This window comes from Staphylococcus sp. EG-SA-2, assembly GCF_017152085.1.
On record NZ_JACYHC010001056.1, the window covers coordinates 1 to 759 of the forward strand.

At 29.8% G+C, this 759-nt stretch carries 1 protein-coding gene and 2 pseudogenes; 2 read left to right on the plus strand and 1 reads right to left on the minus strand.

The features are described from left to right. A pseudogene (locus tag IDG60_RS17870) lies at nucleotides 1–110 on the plus strand (DedA family protein); the annotation flags it as partial. Nucleotides 111–118: 8 nt separating this feature from the next. Here IDG60_RS17870 and IDG60_RS17875 read toward each other — a convergent pair. Beyond that, nucleotides 119–218, minus strand: a pseudogene (locus tag IDG60_RS17875) (hypothetical protein). Nucleotides 219–627: 409 nt separating this feature from the next. On the opposite strand from IDG60_RS17875, the gene IDG60_RS17880 reads away from it, so the two are divergent. Then, a partial coding sequence (locus tag IDG60_RS17880) for an ATP-binding cassette domain-containing protein (protein ID WP_206161016.1) occupies nucleotides 628–759 on the plus strand: 132 nt, incomplete at its 3' end.

Here is a 759-nt window from a genome sequence, read left to right on the forward strand (position 1 = left end):
TGTTGATGACTGGTCTTCATACATATTCACGTATTATGTATGTTGTCATCATTATCGCAGTCATTTACTTTGCTATACGTTACATTGGCAAACGTAAGAGAGTAAAATAATATTGTTGTTAGTATAAAGGCATGAATTTTAAATTTCTATACACAAAAAGCAGTAAAATCATTCCATCTATTGAAATGATTCACTGCTTTTTTAAGTTTATTTGGCATACTTTAGCTGAAAGTCACCTAAAATCCTTTACGTTAAGAGATATAATGAAGTTTCCCATCAAAGTTCAGTTCCCTCAGTATGTATACATTCCGCAAACTTATCTCACAAATCCATCTATAATACAAACTATCATCTTAAATAAACAGAATTTACCCTGTCCTCCACACAAATTGTTTTCGACACTTTAATGTGCCTACTATCCAAAAAAGTTACTCATAACAAATTGCGCATTTTAATAAATGTAGCAATACCATTTGCACGCTACAAAAATACTCGTGTTCATATTTATATTTTATATTATTAAAGTTTTTTAAATCCATATTTTTATAACACTTGCTATGTGATAAAATTAATTTTATATATAAAATCTTAAGATTCAGATTATTTAATAGCAAAGGAGATAGTGATATGGGTGTTTTAACAATAGAACATTTAACAAAGAAGATAGGCAACAAAACGATTCTCGAAGATGTATCATTTAAGCTGAAACGCGGACAAATAGTTGGTCTCGTTGGAGCGAATGGTGCAGGTAAAACAACT